Source organism: Methyloversatilis sp. (assembly GCF_030698125.1).
GTDB lineage: Bacteria > Pseudomonadota > Gammaproteobacteria > Burkholderiales > Rhodocyclaceae > Methyloversatilis.
In genome coordinates this window covers 98,384-111,485 of record NZ_JAUYNV010000051.1, presented here as the reverse complement: position 1 = coordinate 111,485, position 13,102 = coordinate 98,384, and the positions used below count along the sequence as shown (strand labels likewise).

The 13,102-nt window shown below is 69.9% G+C and carries 16 protein-coding genes; all 16 read right to left on the bottom strand.

From position 1 onward, the window contains the following. On the bottom strand, nucleotides 1–675 hold a 675-nt coding region (locus tag Q8Q80_RS17050), incomplete at its 3' end, for a helix-hairpin-helix domain-containing protein (protein WP_305634066.1). Beyond that, nucleotides 659–1,597: a hydrogenase nickel incorporation protein HypB gene (gene hypB / locus Q8Q80_RS17045; protein ID WP_305634065.1), complete on the bottom strand. Its 939-nt coding sequence runs from the start codon at nucleotides 1,595–1,597 to the stop codon at nucleotides 659–661. The genes hypB and Q8Q80_RS17050, both read right to left, overlap by 17 nt. A gap of 26 nt (nucleotides 1,598–1,623) precedes the next feature. After that, on the bottom strand, nucleotides 1,624–1,971 hold the full coding sequence (locus tag Q8Q80_RS17040; protein ID WP_305634064.1) for a hydrogenase maturation nickel metallochaperone HypA: 348 nt from the start codon (nucleotides 1,969–1,971) through the stop codon (nucleotides 1,624–1,626). Next, the gene (locus tag Q8Q80_RS17035; RefSeq protein ID WP_305634063.1) at nucleotides 1,964–3,118 is read right to left on the bottom strand and encodes a hydrogenase formation protein; all 1,155 of its coding nucleotides are present in this window, start codon (nucleotides 3,116–3,118) and stop codon (nucleotides 1,964–1,966) included. Before Q8Q80_RS17035 ends, Q8Q80_RS17040 begins: the two co-directional genes overlap by 8 nt. Next, nucleotides 3,115–3,615, bottom strand: a complete 501-nt coding sequence (hybE, locus tag Q8Q80_RS17030) for a [NiFe]-hydrogenase assembly chaperone HybE (RefSeq protein ID WP_305634062.1) — start codon at nucleotides 3,613–3,615, stop codon at nucleotides 3,115–3,117. The genes Q8Q80_RS17035 and hybE overlap by 4 nt, the downstream gene beginning before the upstream one ends. After that, nucleotides 3,612–3,854, bottom strand: coding sequence for a rubredoxin (locus Q8Q80_RS19865; RefSeq protein ID WP_371132780.1), 243 nt, complete (start codon nucleotides 3,852–3,854; stop codon nucleotides 3,612–3,614). The genes hybE and Q8Q80_RS19865 overlap by 4 nt, the downstream gene beginning before the upstream one ends. Further along, nucleotides 3,851–4,729, bottom strand: a complete 879-nt coding sequence (locus tag Q8Q80_RS17020; RefSeq protein ID WP_305634061.1) for a hydrogenase expression/formation protein — start codon at nucleotides 4,727–4,729, stop codon at nucleotides 3,851–3,853. The genes Q8Q80_RS19865 and Q8Q80_RS17020 overlap by 4 nt, the downstream gene beginning before the upstream one ends. A gap of 23 nt (nucleotides 4,730–4,752) precedes the next feature. Then, entirely contained in the window at nucleotides 4,753–5,250 is a 498-nt protein-coding gene (locus Q8Q80_RS17015) for a hydrogenase (RefSeq protein ID WP_305634060.1), read from the bottom strand. A gap of 23 nt (nucleotides 5,251–5,273) precedes the next feature. Continuing rightward, the gene (locus Q8Q80_RS17010) at nucleotides 5,274–5,579 is read right to left on the bottom strand and encodes a HypC/HybG/HupF family hydrogenase formation chaperone (protein WP_305634059.1); all 306 of its coding nucleotides are present in this window, start codon (nucleotides 5,577–5,579) and stop codon (nucleotides 5,274–5,276) included. Nucleotides 5,580–5,662: 83 nt separating this feature from the next. Beyond that, a complete protein-coding gene (locus tag Q8Q80_RS17005; protein WP_305634058.1) occupies nucleotides 5,663–6,331 on the bottom strand; it encodes a HyaD/HybD family hydrogenase maturation endopeptidase in 669 nt (222 codons plus the stop codon). Nucleotides 6,332–6,356: 25 nt separating this feature from the next. Further along, nucleotides 6,357–6,704, bottom strand: a complete 348-nt coding sequence (locus Q8Q80_RS17000) for a HigA family addiction module antitoxin (RefSeq protein ID WP_305634057.1) — start codon at nucleotides 6,702–6,704, stop codon at nucleotides 6,357–6,359. Nucleotides 6,705–6,736: 32 nt separating this feature from the next. Then, nucleotides 6,737–7,465 carry a Ni/Fe-hydrogenase, b-type cytochrome subunit gene (cybH, locus tag Q8Q80_RS16995; RefSeq protein ID WP_305634056.1) on the bottom strand — a complete coding sequence of 243 codons (729 nt, stop codon included), beginning with the start codon at nucleotides 7,463–7,465 and terminating at the stop codon, nucleotides 6,737–6,739. A gap of 40 nt (nucleotides 7,466–7,505) precedes the next feature. Further along, nucleotides 7,506–8,120, bottom strand: coding sequence for a HupE/UreJ family protein (locus tag Q8Q80_RS16990; RefSeq protein WP_305634055.1), 615 nt, complete (start codon nucleotides 8,118–8,120; stop codon nucleotides 7,506–7,508). Between the two features lie 41 nt (nucleotides 8,121–8,161). Then, entirely contained in the window at nucleotides 8,162–10,021 is a 1,860-nt protein-coding gene (locus Q8Q80_RS16985; RefSeq protein ID WP_305634054.1) for a nickel-dependent hydrogenase large subunit, read from the bottom strand. Between the two features lie 20 nt (nucleotides 10,022–10,041). Continuing rightward, a complete protein-coding gene (locus tag Q8Q80_RS16980; RefSeq protein ID WP_305634053.1) occupies nucleotides 10,042–11,133 on the bottom strand; it encodes a hydrogenase small subunit in 1,092 nt (363 codons plus the stop codon). Nucleotides 11,134–12,008: 875 nt separating this feature from the next. Then, nucleotides 12,009–12,986, bottom strand: a complete 978-nt coding sequence (locus Q8Q80_RS16975) for a LysR family transcriptional regulator (RefSeq protein WP_305634052.1) — start codon at nucleotides 12,984–12,986, stop codon at nucleotides 12,009–12,011. Nucleotides 12,987–13,102: the final 116 nt, after the last annotated feature.

Sequence of the window (13,102 nt, the reverse complement as noted above, 5' to 3'; positions counted from 1 at the left end):
CACGTCCTTCACCTCCTGGACCTCTTCCTCATCGGCATTCGTCAACCGCTCCAGGTTGCCGAAATGTCGTGCCAAGTCGCGCGCCGTGGCCTCGCCCACCACCGGTGCGAAGCGCGGCACCACCTCGGCCCCCCGCCCCAGCGCATGCAGGGCGCTGGCGGCCATGCGCCAGGGTTCGCGCGCGGCGCGGTCGCCGCCCGGCAGGGCCAGTGGCTGCAGGTGGCCCAGGCGCTGCCAGCGCGCGCCCTCCAGCCACAGCAGTTCACCGCCCCAGGCGGTGCGGTCGGTGCCCAGGCCCACGCCGTCGAGCGCGAGGCCGATCACCGGGCCGTCGAGGCCGTGTTCGGCCACCACGGCGGCGATGTGCGCATGGTGGTGCTGCACGCCGATGGCGGGCACGCCCAGCGTGTGCGCCAGCTCCACCGCAAAGCGGGTGCTGAAGAAATCGGGGTGCAGGTCGTGCGCCACCGCGCGCACCGGCGCGCCGCCGTTCGCCGCATGCTGCTGCAGCAGGGCCTGGGCCGAGGCCTCCAGCGCGGCGCAGGCGGCCGGGTCGCCCAGGTCGCCGTGCAGCGCCGACCACGCGGGCTCGCCGCGCGCGTCCAGCAGGCAGGCGGCGTTCTTCAGCCAGGCGCCGCAGGCCAGCACCGGGGGCCGCTCACGGGTGGGCGCCATGGGGATGGTGGTGGTCGTGATGACCGTGGTGGGGGTGGTGGTCGTGGTCGTGGCCGGTGCGGTGGTCGAGCCAGTGCAGCCACGCATCCATGCCCTCGCCGGTGGTGGCCGAGAGCTGGATCACCTCGATGCTGGGGTTCACGCGCCGCGCGAGTTCGATGCAGCGCGCCACGTCGAAGCGCACGTGCGGCAGCAGGTCGGTCTTGTTGAGCACCATCAGCGAGGCCGCGGCGAACATGTCGGGGTACTTGAGCGGCTTGTCCTCGCCCTCGGTCACCGAGAGGATCACCACCTTGGCGGCTTCGCCCAGGTCCCACACCGCGGGGCACACCAGGTTGCCGACGTTCTCGATGAACAGCAGGCTGTGGTCCTGGTGATCGTGATCGTCGCCATGGTGATGGTGATGGTGGTGGTGGCCCGGCTCCTGGTGCGTGTGCAGACGGGCGAAGGCCTCGGCCACCATGGGCGCGTCGAGGTGGCAGCCCTTGCCGGTGTTGACCTGGATCGCGGGCGCGCCGGTGGCGCGGATGCGGTCGGCGTCGAAGCTGGTCTGCTGGTCGCCCTCGATCACCGCCACGTGCAGGCCGGGCGCGCGCGCCCTGAGCGCCTCGATGGTGGCGCACAGCAGCGTGGTCTTGCCCGAGCCGGGGCTGGACACCAGGTTGAGCGCGGCCACGCCGTGGGCCTCGAAGTGCGCGCGGTTCTGCGCCGCCACGCGGTTGTTGGCGCCCAGGATGTCGGTCTCCAGCCGGATGGCGCGCGCCTGGCTCATGCCCGGCACCGAGACGCGCGCGGCGCCGGCACCGAAATGCAGGTCGCCGTTGCCGGGGTTGACCCGCACCACGCCGGCCTCGCCCGTCTGTGTCTGTACATGCCGGGCATGGGCCGGGCTGTTGTCACTGCATCCGCATACGACACACATGGTCGGTCTCCTGTTCTCGTGGGGATTCAATCATCGGCCACCCGCATGTCCAGCACACGCAGTTCGTCGCCGCCGGTCGGTTGCAGCTGGTAGCCACCGCAAGAGGGGCAGGCGTCGCCGCGCTGCGGCAGGGCCACGGTCTGGCAGCAGGCCAGGCACCAGGCCTGGCCGGGAGGTTCTTCGATCTCGATCGTCGCGCCGTCGAGCAAGGTGCCGGGGGCCAGGCTCTCGAGCGCGAAGCGCAGCGCGCGCACGTCCACCCCGGCGAGCTGGCCGGCCTCCAGCCGCAGCGCCAGCAGGCGCTTGAAGCCTTCTCGCGCGGCCGTGTCTTCCACCAGCTGGAGCACGCCACCGGCGATGCTGGCTTCATGCATGGCCGGCCTCCCGCAACGGGGCGCGCGCGGTGCCGAGGCGCTCGATGCCGAACGGCACGCAGGGGTCGAACGCCGCCAGCAGCAGGTGCATGCGGCGCGCCAGCTCGGCGGGCGGCAGGTCGGGGTCGAGCCGGGCCAGCCGCTGCGCCACCGCACCGTGCGGGTGGAAGTTCCACTCGGTTGGCGCGACCACGCGGCAGGCCAGCACGCGCTGCGAGGCCGGGTCGACCTCGACCTGGTGCACCAGCAGGCCACGCGCCATCTCCACCCAGGCCAGGCCACGGCGCGGCCCGGTGGCCACGGCGCCGGAGCCCAGCACGGCACCGCCCTCGTCCAGCGACAGCTGGCACAGCTCGGCCAGGCGCGTGCCCAGCAGCGCCCAGGGCGTGAGCGGCGCATCGTCCGCCGCGCCGCTCAGGCGGCTCCAGGGACCGGTGTGGGCGCAGGCGCCGTTCCACAAGGGGCGCAGCGCGAAGGCGGGCTTGAGCGCCAGCGTGGCGCCGAGCATGCAGAGGCTGGACGCATCGGTGTGGGGCCGCAGCGCGGCGTCGGGCGCAAGCGGCGCGCCCGCATCGGCCGTGCGGGCCGCGCGCAGCAGCGCGGGCAACCAGCCGGTGTGGCGCTGGCTCCAGGTGCAGAGCCAGTCGGCACCGCCGGCGCGCCAGGCCGCGAGCCAGTCGGCCACCGGCATGTGCAGCAGCGTGTGCTGCAGCCAGTCGCGCAGCGCGGGCCAGGGGTCGCCGGCGTCCTGCGCCGGCTGCGGGCAGCGGCGCAAGGCGGCCGCGGCGGCCGGCGCGGCGCCCTCGCCGCTGCCGGTGGCGAGCAGGCGCGGCCAGTCCAGGCCGATGCGGCGGATGTGTTCGAGCGCGGTCTCGCGGCGCAGGCGCTCGGCCACGTCGGACGGCGGCGGCAGCAGGCCGGGCGCGGCCGCGCCGATGGCCAGCTGGCTGCACAGGCGGTGCGCGTGGCTGCACAGGTTGAACAGGCTGGCCATGAGCCCGGGCAGGCTGGCCGCCGGCACGCCATGGCCCAGGCGCGCGGCCCAGTCCTGGCGCGAGCTCTGCAGGCCGTGCGGCGGCGGCGCGCCGGGCGTGATGCGCAGCGCGCCGGCGAGGCCCTGCAGGCCGGGCAGCGCCATACCGCTCATGACTGCACCCCGGCGGTGGAACGGCCGAGAAAGAAGGCGCGGCGCGCGGGCACGGGCGCTGCCACGGGCGCCGGCCGCGTGAGGGCGAGCGCCGCGCGCGCGGTCTCGCGCGCCAGCGCCTGCGTGGTGAAGCCGCCCATGGGCGAAAACAGCGCGCAGGTCTCGTGGTAGCCGATCGCGGGGTCGTGCGCGCCGATGAAATCGAAGCGCTCGCTGCCGAAGTCGCGCACGGCGCTGCGGCCCACCCGGTTGCCGTGCGGCTGCGCCTGCGCGGGCAGGCGCAGCAGGCTCATGAACCACGGCGTGATCAGCACGCCCTCGGCCACCAGCTCGCCGTCGTCTTCGGGGAGCGGTGTGCCCCAGACGAAGTCCACCGCCTCGACATGCAGGTCCCGGTTCAGCAGCGGAATGCCCTGCATGCGCTCGGCCTGCACGCGCTCGAAGTGCGCCACCAGCGCGTCCACACGCGGCGACAGGGGCGGCAACGGGGCAATCATGTGGCGCCCTCCTCCGGCAAAAGCAGGAACTGGTCGGGCTCGCAGTCGCAGTTGGGGCAACGCCAGTGCGACGGCAGGTCGGCGAACGGCGTGCCGGGCGCGATCTGCCACTGCGGGTCGCCCAGCGCCGGGTCGTAGACCCACCAGCAGATCTTGCATTCGAGGCGCGAATCCGGCCGCAGCACCTCGCGGTTGCCGAGGTAGGAACCTTCGAAGCCCTCGAAGTGATCGACACTCATGTGGCCTCCAGCCAGGCCATCACCTCGCGCAACCGCTCGTGCGAATCGCGCAGGTCTTCCGGTGCGGCCATGGCCACTTCGGGCATGTCCACCACCTCGACCGTGTTGAGGATGACCTTGTCCATGGAGTTGTAGTACACCACGCGCCAGCAGTTCGGCAAGCGCGTGTTGGAGATGCGGCAGTTGCCATAACCGCGCGAGAGCATCAGCACGCGGCCGGTGCCGAGCTGGTGGTCGAGGAAGCCGATGTCCTCCGGCGTGACCGGCAGCAGCGTGAGGTTGACCACGTGCGAGACCTGCCCGACCTGCCAGCGCGACACCTGGTCGCGGATTTCATCGACCAGCAGCGGCGCGTTCTGCACATTGGGCGGCAGCGCGCCCTGCCACAGCGGGTAGGCCGCCCACACGTCTTCGGCGGCGGTGGCGGCGAACAGCGAGGGCACCGGGCCGACCTCGATCGCGTCGTCCACCAGCACGCTGTCGCGGCCTTCCTCGTGGCGCCAGGTCATCAGGCGCCAGACGCCGGCGTACACGGCTTCCTGCACGCGCACCTCCAGGTTGCCCGCGCCCAGTTGCACGATGGCGCTGGCCTCGCCTTCGCCCAGCACCTGGTTGATGATGCGGAAATCGCGCGGCGCGAGCAGGCCCAGCGCCACCATGCCGGGCGCACCGCCCTCGGCGCCGCGTTCGAGCAGCGCCAGCACCTGCTGCAGCGCGTCGCGCGCCTGGTCCAGCCCGACCAGTTCCTCGGGCTCGGGCAGCACCGGCGGGCGGTAGGTGTCCATGTCCTTGGGCAAGGGCAGGTAGTCGAGCGATTCGTCTTCGGTGTGCGTGCCGGGGCCCAGGGCCACGAGCGGGATCGGAAATTCTTTCATGAGGGTTCCTCGGTTGACGGGTTTCAGTGGCAGCCGCCGCTGCTGTCGGCCGGCTTGCCGTTGCTGACGACCGGAATGCCGATGGTGGGAGGGCGCGAGGGCGGCATGCGCAGCGCCGCGTCCACGCCCTGCAGGTAGACGTCCCAGTCCTGCATGCCGGCGATCGCGGTCACGTACTGGCCGCTGCGGAAAAACAGCAGCGAGGGCCAGCGCTGCGAGCCGTAGCGGCGCGCCACCGCGTCCTCGCTGTCGCGCGGCACCACGGCCACCTCGAAGCGGCCAGGGAACACCTTCATGAGCTCCGGCAGCACGGCGGCCACGTCCTGGCCTTCGGGAAAGCGCACCGCGTCGCCGGCGAGCAGCACCACGCGGTTGCCCTCGCGGGCGGTCCATTCGCTCACGCTGGTCTCGTCGACCCAGTCGGCGCCGAAGTCGCGCGCCAGGCGCATCACCAGCGGAGGCGCGGGGTCGGTGCTGGGCGGGGTGACGGCCAGCGGCCGGATCGGGGTGTCGGTGGTCATGGGGTCTCCTGGAAAAAAGGGGTTCAGCGGCCGGTGGCGAGTTGCCGCAGCTGCTGCGCGCTCATGCGCGACGGCAGGGCGAAGCCGGCGTCGCCATCGGCGCCGCGGCCCTGCATGGCGCCGAGCACGAGGTCGAGCGCGGCGTTGACTTCGGTGGCGCGTGCGGCGTCGATGCGCTCGCGCGCATCGACGAGGAACACCAGCAGCCAGTCGCCCGGCGCGACCGCGCCGACCAGCGCGGTGCTCACGCGCCGGCGCTCGCCCCGGCCCTCGCACACGGCGTGGCCGGGTTCGACCGCGCCGACCTGCATGGGGATGCCGATGCACATGTCAGCGCCCGCCCGGCCGCCCGAAGGGCGCTGAGCGCCCCCTCGGGGGGCAGTGAACGAAGTGAACGTGGGGGCCTTGCATGTCAGGCTGCCTTGGGAAAGAAGCGTTCGTCGCCCTCGCGGCAGGCCGCTTCGGGCGCCGGGCGCAGGGTTTCGTACGCGGCGAGCGCGAGCTCGTCCATGGTGACGGTCTCGCGCCCGCGCAGCGGCTGGCGGCGCGGCACCGGCTGGCCGCCCCAGCGCGCGATCTCCGCCACGCCCAGGGCCAGCGCCTCGTCCATCGCGGCCTTGACGACCGGGCGCAGGCTGCCGCCGTAGTCGTCGAGTTCCTGCGGCTGGCAGCCGATCAGCAGCACCTGCGCCGGGTACTGGCCGGTGAGCTGGGCCAGCGACAGCACCTCCTGGAAACCGGTCTGGTGCAGGCTCATCTTCTTCGCGCCCATGAAGCGCGGCACGTCGTCGTCGCGCACGAGCTTGAGGGTGCCGGGCTCGAGGCCGTAGTCGATGGCGTCGAAGATCAGCAGGCGGTCGGCCGACTGCACGTGCTGGATCAGGTACAGGCCCTGCGTGCCGCCGTCCACCAGCGACACCTGGGGCGCGAACTCGTGGCGCTGCTGCAGCGCCTCGACACAGCGCACGCCGAAACCTTCGTCGGCCCACAGCAGGTTGCCGATGCCGAGCACACAGATGGACGGCGCGGACGTGCTGTCACCACCGGGGTGACAGCGGGTTTCGGGCGAGGTGCGGCTCATGGGGGTGCGACCTGTCAAAAAGGGTTCAGGGCTGGAGCGGGGCCGTGCGCGCCACGGCGCACAGGCGCTTCCAGGTGTGGAAGCTGTCCCACGCGGCCTGCTGCGCGAGCCAGAAGCCGGCATCGATGCGGAACAGGCGCGCGCAGCGGATGGCGGTGTCGGTCGACATCGCGCGCTGGCCATGCACCAGCTCGTGCAGGCGGCGGCGCGACATGCCCAGCAGCCGCGCCGCCTCGCTCTGGTTGAGCGAGAGCGGCGCCAGGCAGGTGCGCGCCAGCAGGCGCCCCGGGTGCGTGGGCAGGCGCAGCGGCACGCCCATCGGCGGCAGGGCCGGTGCGGCGGCGTGCAGGCGGGCGGGGAGGCGGCCGGACATGGTTCGTTTTTTCAGGAAGCGACCGCGGCGGGTCAGTCCTTGAAAGTCCGGTAGCCCGAGATCATGGTGCTCACGATGCTCTGGCGGCCCATGATGTCCTCGCGGATGGCGGCGTAGACGTGCAGGATGACGAACAGCACCATCGCCCACAGGCCCATGCGGTGCCAGGTGTGCACGTCCTGGCTCTGGCCGAACAGCGGGATCACCCAGCCGAACAGGCGCTCCTGCCACGAACCCATCTGCGCGCCTTCACCATACAGCGCGAAGCCGGTGACGATCATGAACAGCGTGATCATGAGGAAGCCGCTGAACATGGCCAGGCGCGCCAGCGGGTTGTGGCCCACATAGCGGCCGGGCCGCGCGGAAATGAAGGCGTACCACTTGAGCATGGCGAACAACTCGGCCCAGTAGGCCTTCTGGAACACCGGCACCCAGAACAGCTCGCGCGCGTGGTGGTTGCCCACCAGCGCCCAGTAGGCGCGCCCCGCGATGCCCACGGCCAGCAGGTAGCCAGCGGCGAAGTGGGCGAAGCGGATGTAGCCCATGAGGTAGTTGGCGCTGGCCTCGCCGGGCTGCGTGGGCAACGGCACGCCGATGAAGTAGCCGGTGATGGCCAGCACGGTGATGGCCAGCGCGTTGATCCAGTGCCAGATGCGCACCGGCGCCTCGTACACATAGACCGACTTGATGGTCTGGCCGTGCTGCACAGCGCTGTCGTCCGTCGCGGGCGCGCGGACGAGTGAGGGATGGGATGTGGACATGGTGGCCTCCTGGGTGGTACCGGGTGGTGGTGGCCGGCGCTCAGGCCGCCAGCTGCCCGAACAGGTGGATGCCGGCGGCGCCCAGCGCCGTGCCCATGCCGCCGAGCGCCCAGGCGCTGCGCTGCGCGAGCCAGCGCCGCAGGCCCAGGCCAGCGAGCACGCCGCCGGTGTGCAGCGCGGCCGTGGTCAGCAGGAAGCCCGCCGCGTAGCCAGCAAAGCCGCCCGCGGGCGTTTCGGCGCCGTGGGCCAGGCCGTGCAGCGACGCAGCGGCGGCCACCAGGCCCAGGCCCAGGCCCAGCGCGGCCGGCAGGGGCCGGCGCGCGAGCACCAGCATCAGGCCGAACCGCACCACCGAGAGCGCCACGCCGTGTTCGAGGTAGGGCAGGCCGAGACCCAGCGTGCCGAGCGCGGCGCTCGCCACCAGCGCCAGCAGGAAGGTGGCCGGCCCCCACCAGGCCTTGCCCGCGGGCAGGGCCGAGACCGACCACACGCCCACGGCCACCATGGCCAGCAGGTGGTCGAGACCGAACGGGTGCACCAGGCCTTCGAACAGGCTGCTGGTGCCGTGGCCGGTGTGGGCCTGCGCGGCGCTGGCCAGGCCGGCCAGCAGGGTGGCGGCGATCAGGCCGCGCGTCGTCTTGCGCTTGTCGTGCATGGAGGTTCTCCTTGTGTTGTGGGGCTGGGTCAGCGCGCTCGTCAGCGCACGGTCACGCGGCTCATTTCCTGGCCGTCTTCGCTCATCACATGGGTCGAGCAGGCCAGGCAGGGATCGAAGCTGTGCAGGGTGCGCAGGATCTCCAGTGGCTGCTCGGGGTTGACCATGGGGGTGTTCATGAGCGAGGCCTCGAAGGCGCCGATCTGGCCCTTGTGGTCGCGCGGCGAGCCGTTCCAGGTGGTGGGCACCACGCACTGGTAGTTCTCGATGCGGCCGTCCTTGATGCGGATCCAGTGGCCCAGCATGCCGCGCGGCGCGGCCACCGTGCCCACGCCCTTGGCCTCTTTCGGCCAGGTGGCGGGGTCCCACTTCTCGATGTTGGCAGTGCTGCTGTCGCCGCCCTTGATGTTGGCGACCAGCTGCTTGAAGTCGTCCATCATCATCTCGGCGGCGTACTGGCTCTCCAGCGCGCGCGCCAGGGTGCGGCCGATGGTGGTGGGCAGCAGCTGCTTGGCGCTGTACTGCGTCTCGGGCAGGCCGAGCGCCTTGGGAATGCCGCTGTTGATGGCGACCGCGGCCTCGTCCACCTGCTGCTTGACGCGCTGGCAGTGCTTGTTGCCCTGCGTGGCGTGGGCGTAGCCCAGGATGTAGCGCGACAGCGGCCCGACCTCGACCGCGTGGCCACGCCAGCGCGGCGACTTGATCCACGAGTACTTGGCCGATTCGTCGAGCTGCTCGATCTTCGTGCGCGTGCCCTTGAAGTTGGGGCCCTCGGGCTTGTAGTTCGCCTCGGTCACGCCGTCCCAGGGGTGCAGGCCCTGGGTGTCGTCGCCGTACTTGTACCAGCTGTGGGTCACGAACTCCTGCACCTGCTCGGGGTCGCGCGGGTCGATCTCGTGGATCTTGTTCCAGTTGCCATCGAGGATGACGCCACCGGGCAGCTGGTGCGTGCTGTGGTCGTAGGGCACCTTCTCGTAGGTGCCGTAGTCGGCCACGTTGGTGGCCGAGAGGCCACCACCGTAAAGCCAGCCGGCCTGCTTGTAGATGGTGCCGATGGCGAGCACGTCGGGCACGTAGACGTTGTTGTTGAAGTCGATCATTTCCTGGATGCGGGACTGCACGAAGTTCAGCCGCTCCATGTTGATCGGGGCGCCGGCGGCGCCGTCGCCGTCGATGTTGATGGCGCAGGGAACGCCGCCCACCAGGTAGTTGGGGTGCGGGTTCTTGCCACCGAAGATGGTGTGCACCTTGACCCATTCCTTCTGCAGGTCCAGCGCCTCCAGGTAGTGGGTCACGGCCATCAGGTTGGCCTCGGGCGGCAGCACGTAGGCCTTGGAGCCCCAGTAGCCGTTGGCGAACGGGCCGAGCTGGCCGCTCTCGACGAACTTCTTCAGCCGGTTCTGCACGTCGCGGAAATAGCCCGGCGAGGACAGCGGGTGCGATGGCGAGACCATCTGCTGCAGCTCGCTGGTCTTCTTCGGGTCGGCCTTCAGGCACGAGACCACGTCCACCCAGTCGAGCGCGTGCAGGTGATAGAAGTGCACCGCGTGGTCGTGCACCTGCAGCGTCTTGGCCATCATCTCGCGGATCAGGTGCGCGTTGAGCGGGATGCGGATGTCCAGCGCGTCTTCCACCGCGCGCACCGAGGCCAGCGCGTGGCAACCGGTGCACACGCCGCAGATGCGTTCCACGAACGCCCAGGCATCGCGCGGGTCGCGGCCCTTGAGGATCACCTCCAGCCCGCGCCACATGGTGCCGGTGGAGACGGCGTTGCGGATCACGTTGTTGCTGTCGAGGTTGACCTCGCAGCGCATGTGGCCCTCGATGCGGGTCACCGGGTCGACGACGATGCGCCGGCCGGTGTTGTCCATGCGAAAGCCTTGAGTTTCGTAAGCACCCATGTTCTTGTTCCTCGGTCGTGTCAGTGGTTGGCGGGCGTGGAGGCGTCGGGCTTGCGCGCGTTGTCGCGGGCACGCTTGGCCACCGAGATGGCGGCGTGCGCCGCCACCGCCGCGCCCACCACACCGGCGGCGGTGCCACCGATCTGGTCGGCGTTGGCCTCGATGCCGAAGGCGTGGATGTCGGTCAGGCGGTCGTAGAACGAGCCCTTGTCCCAGAAGCCGTCTTCCGAGCAACCGATGCAGCCGTGACCGGCCTTGATCGGGAAGCTGGTGCCCTCGTTCCACATCACCGTGGAGCAGGCGTTGTAGGTGGTCGGGCCCTTGCAGCCGACCTTGTAGAGGCAGTAGCCCTTGCGTGCGGATTCGTCGTCCCAGGCCTCGACGAACTGGCCGGCGTCGAAGTGCGGGCGGCGGTAGCACTTGTCGTGGATGCGCTGGCTGTAGAACATCTTCGGCCGGCCCTGGCGGTCCAGTTCGGGAATGCGGTCGAAGGTGAGCATGTAGGTGATGACGCCGGTCATCACCTCGGCGATCGGCGGGCAGCCCGGCACCTTGATGATGGGCTTGTCGAAGATGACCTTGTGCACCGGCGTGGCCTGGGTCGGGTTCGGCTTGGCCGCCTGCACGCAGCCCCAGCTCGCGCAGCTGCCCCAGCTGATGATGGCCTTGGCATCTTTCGCCACGTGCTTGAGCTGATCGATGAAGGGCTTGCCGCCGATGATGCAGCTCATGCCGTCCTGGTTCAGCGGCGGGTTGCCCTCGACCGCCAGGATGTAGTTGCCCTTGTACTTGGTCATGATTTCTTCGAGGATCGCTTCGGCCTGGTGCCCTGCGGCGGCCATCAGCGTGTCGTCGTAGTCGAGCGAAATCATCGACAGCACCACGTCCTTCGCCAGCGGATGCGCCGAGCGGATGAAGGATTCGGAACAACAGGTGCATTCCAGCCCGTGCAGCCACAGCACCGGCGTGCGCGGTTTTGTTTCCATCGCGTGCGCGATCTGCGGCACGAAGGCCGGGCCAAGCCCCAGCGACGTGGCGGTCAGTGAGCAGTACTTGAGAAAGCTGCGGCGCGAAATGCCCTGCCGGCGCATCACCTCATAGAAGGTTTCCATCCTGGTCTCTCTCCTGTGATTCTTGTTGTCTGGGGCCTGTTGCCGCGCCGCTCACCCTGTTGCCGGCGAGCCGTGTGCCGACGGGCCTCGAAACACCTCGGACGAACCCTCGATTCGCACGGGTGGGTGGTGAGGACTAACAAGTTGCGGGCCAGTCTGTTCTACTGCGCTGCAACAAAAATATTGATACAGATCAAAGCCTTGTTCTGTATCGAAAAAGACATGCCTGGAGAGATGCCGGAGCGGAGGCGTCGTCAAACCGGAGTGGAAGCACATCTGCCGCTTTCCACTGGATATCGGAAAGCCATCTTTCATCGACAGATCCTGCGGAGCTCCGAAGCTCCGGCGGTCGTCACAGGAATCTGCCCCTCAGGCGATTGCGGTGTCGAAGCCCCGTCCGGCGTCCGCACATGTCCCGACAACGGACGGCGCCCGGAACCACAGACGCAGTCCGTCCATGGGTGTGGTGAGGGACGTTCAATTTTTTATGGCGCGTGCGCACGCGGGTCTGCAACGAGAAATCGACGGTCGTCGCCGCGGGCAGCGCTACGGTCGACATGGGCGCGGTGGGGCGCCGGCCGGTAACCAGGCCGCAGAAGGGCAGGAGCGGTCGCAGGGCCGGACAGGATCGCCTCGGCGCTCCTGCGGGGGCCGGGTGTTGGGCATCGCTGCGCTCACCCCAACCTACGGGAGAGTGTGGTGCTGGGGGCGCGGGTGATGACCCGGTTGGGCATCGCTGCGCTCACCCCAACCTACGGGGGGTGTGGCGGCGGGGCGCGGGTGACGGGCCATGTCGGGGATTGGCGGGGTGCCCGCGTTGCTCCGACGTAGGTTGGGGTGAGCGCAGCGATGCCCAACACCACCCCCGAAACCCGCTACGTCGTCACCCCGTTCCCCGCCGCACACACCTTCATCGACAGGGTCGTTTCCGGCGGGCGCAACAACTGGTCCTGGATGTGTTGCTGGCCGTGATCGATCAGGAAGCGCTCGAATTCCTCGCCGATACCGGTGAGCTGGCGCGACGCCAGCCGGATCACGTACCACTCGCGCTCGATCGGGTTGTCGGCCACCGGCAGCAGTGCCAGTTCGCCCGATTCAAGCTCGTGACGACAGATGTGTTGCGACATGAACGCAAGGCCGAAACCGGCGGCGCACATCTGTTTGATCGCCTCGTTGCTGGATAGCTCGGAACCGATGCGCAGGTTCAGGTCGGCCTCGCGAAACAGCTGTTCCAGCGTGGTGCGCGTGCCGGAGCCGCGTTCGCGCACCAGCAGGTCCTCCTTCGCCAGGTCGCGCAGCGCCAGCCGCTTGCGCGCCATCAACGGGTGCGTGGGCGCGGCAACGAAAGCCATGGTGTGGCGAGCGAACGGCGTGGCCACCGTCTTCAAGTCCTTCGGCGGCCGGCCCATGATGACCAGATCGACCTCCTGCGTGGTCAGCAGGCGCACGATCTCGTCGCGGTTGCCCACCTTGAGCTTGACCTCGACATTCGGCTGTTCGCGCGCGAACACCACCAGCATGCGCGGCACCAGGTACTCGGCAGTGGTGACCACGCCGATGCGCAGCCGGCGCGACACGACGCCCCGATAGGCAGCCATTTCGTCGCCCACCTCGCGCCACAGGTCGAGAATGCGCGCCGCGTAGTCGGCCATCAACTCGCCGGCACCGGTCAGGCGGATGCCACGACCATCGCGCTCCAGCAGCGGCGTACCGGCCGACTCTTCCAGCAGCTTGAGCTGTATCGACACCGCCGGCTGGGTCAGGTGGATTTCGCTGGCTGCGCGCGACACGCTGCCCAGACGGGCGACCGCGTGCAGCGCAGAGAGCTGGCGTAGCGTGGCGTTCTTGAGCATGAGCAATCTCCTGCGGGCCGGAAAGGGACATCCGGTCCATTACAAGTTGCGCGCCAGCCTGGTCACGAGACCCCGAAAACGCGGTTCATGAGTGCCAAACCATTGATAAACAATAA

What these genes read in the sequence shown, in the direction of transcription:
- Q8Q80_RS17000 (WP_305634057.1), bottom strand. Translation starts at nt 6,704, where the DNA reads ATGTCCGGCCGCCTCCCCGCCCGCCTGCACGCCGCCGCACCGGCCCTG.
- Q8Q80_RS17005 (WP_305634058.1), bottom strand. Translation starts at nt 6,331, where the DNA reads ATGAGCCGCACCTCGCCCGAAACCCGCTGTCACCCCGGTGGTGACAGC.
- Q8Q80_RS16985 (WP_305634054.1), bottom strand. Translation starts at nt 10,021, where the DNA reads ATGGGTGCTTACGAAACTCAAGGCTTTCGCATGGACAACACCGGCCGG.
- Q8Q80_RS17010 (WP_305634059.1), bottom strand. Translation starts at nt 5,579, where the DNA reads ATGTGCATCGGCATCCCCATGCAGGTCGGCGCGGTCGAACCCGGCCAC.
- Q8Q80_RS16990 (WP_305634055.1), bottom strand. Translation starts at nt 8,120, where the DNA reads ATGCACGACAAGCGCAAGACGACGCGCGGCCTGATCGCCGCCACCCTG.
- Q8Q80_RS17035 (WP_305634063.1), bottom strand. Translation starts at nt 3,118, where the DNA reads ATGAGCGGTATGGCGCTGCCCGGCCTGCAGGGCCTCGCCGGCGCGCTG.
- hybE (WP_305634062.1), bottom strand. Translation starts at nt 3,615, where the DNA reads ATGATTGCCCCGTTGCCGCCCCTGTCGCCGCGTGTGGACGCGCTGGTG.
- Q8Q80_RS17020 (WP_305634061.1), bottom strand. Translation starts at nt 4,729, where the DNA reads ATGAAAGAATTTCCGATCCCGCTCGTGGCCCTGGGCCCCGGCACGCAC.
- Q8Q80_RS16975 (WP_305634052.1), bottom strand. Translation starts at nt 12,986, where the DNA reads ATGCTCAAGAACGCCACGCTACGCCAGCTCTCTGCGCTGCACGCGGTC.
- cybH (WP_305634056.1), bottom strand. Translation starts at nt 7,465, where the DNA reads ATGTCCACATCCCATCCCTCACTCGTCCGCGCGCCCGCGACGGACGAC.
- Q8Q80_RS17015 (WP_305634060.1), bottom strand. Translation starts at nt 5,250, where the DNA reads ATGACCACCGACACCCCGATCCGGCCGCTGGCCGTCACCCCGCCCAGC.
- Q8Q80_RS16980 (WP_305634053.1), bottom strand. Translation starts at nt 11,133, where the DNA reads ATGGAAACCTTCTATGAGGTGATGCGCCGGCAGGGCATTTCGCGCCGC.
- Q8Q80_RS17040 (WP_305634064.1), bottom strand. Translation starts at nt 1,971, where the DNA reads ATGCATGAAGCCAGCATCGCCGGTGGCGTGCTCCAGCTGGTGGAAGAC.
- Q8Q80_RS19865 (WP_371132780.1), bottom strand. Translation starts at nt 3,854, where the DNA reads ATGAGTGTCGATCACTTCGAGGGCTTCGAAGGTTCCTACCTCGGCAAC.
- hypB (WP_305634065.1), bottom strand. Translation starts at nt 1,597, where the DNA reads ATGTGTGTCGTATGCGGATGCAGTGACAACAGCCCGGCCCATGCCCGG.